Origin of the sequence: Nocardioides malaquae (genome assembly GCF_015070385.1) — a bacterium.
Classification (GTDB): Bacteria; Actinomycetota; Actinomycetes; order Propionibacteriales; family Nocardioidaceae; genus Nocardioides; species Nocardioides malaquae.
Genome location: NZ_JADCSA010001181.1, coordinates 1 through 237, shown reverse-complemented (window position 1 = coordinate 237; position 237 = coordinate 1). Strand labels below are relative to the sequence as shown.

Annotated in this window: 1 protein-coding gene; it reads right to left on the bottom strand. The window is 52.3% G+C overall.

Going from position 1 to position 237, the window contains the following annotated elements; genetic code table 11:
• On the bottom strand, positions 1-237 hold a 237-nt coding region (locus IEQ44_RS16520), incomplete at both ends, for a DUF3418 domain-containing protein (protein WP_193639490.1).

Genomic DNA, 237 nt, shown 5'->3' with positions numbered 1-237 from the left:
CTTTCAGCATCTGCGCACGGTCGCGATGTGGATCAACCGCCAGTTTTTCCAGCCGTTTTTCAATCGCCTGCAAATATCGCAGCGTGTCGCCCAGCCGTTTGAAGCCGTTACCAGTGACAAAACCGCGATATACCAACCCGCCCATCTGCGCTTTAATGTCAGAAAGCCCCAGCGCCATGGTCATATCCACCCGCCCTTTCAGACGTTTGTTGATATTGAACACTGCCGTAAGGATTT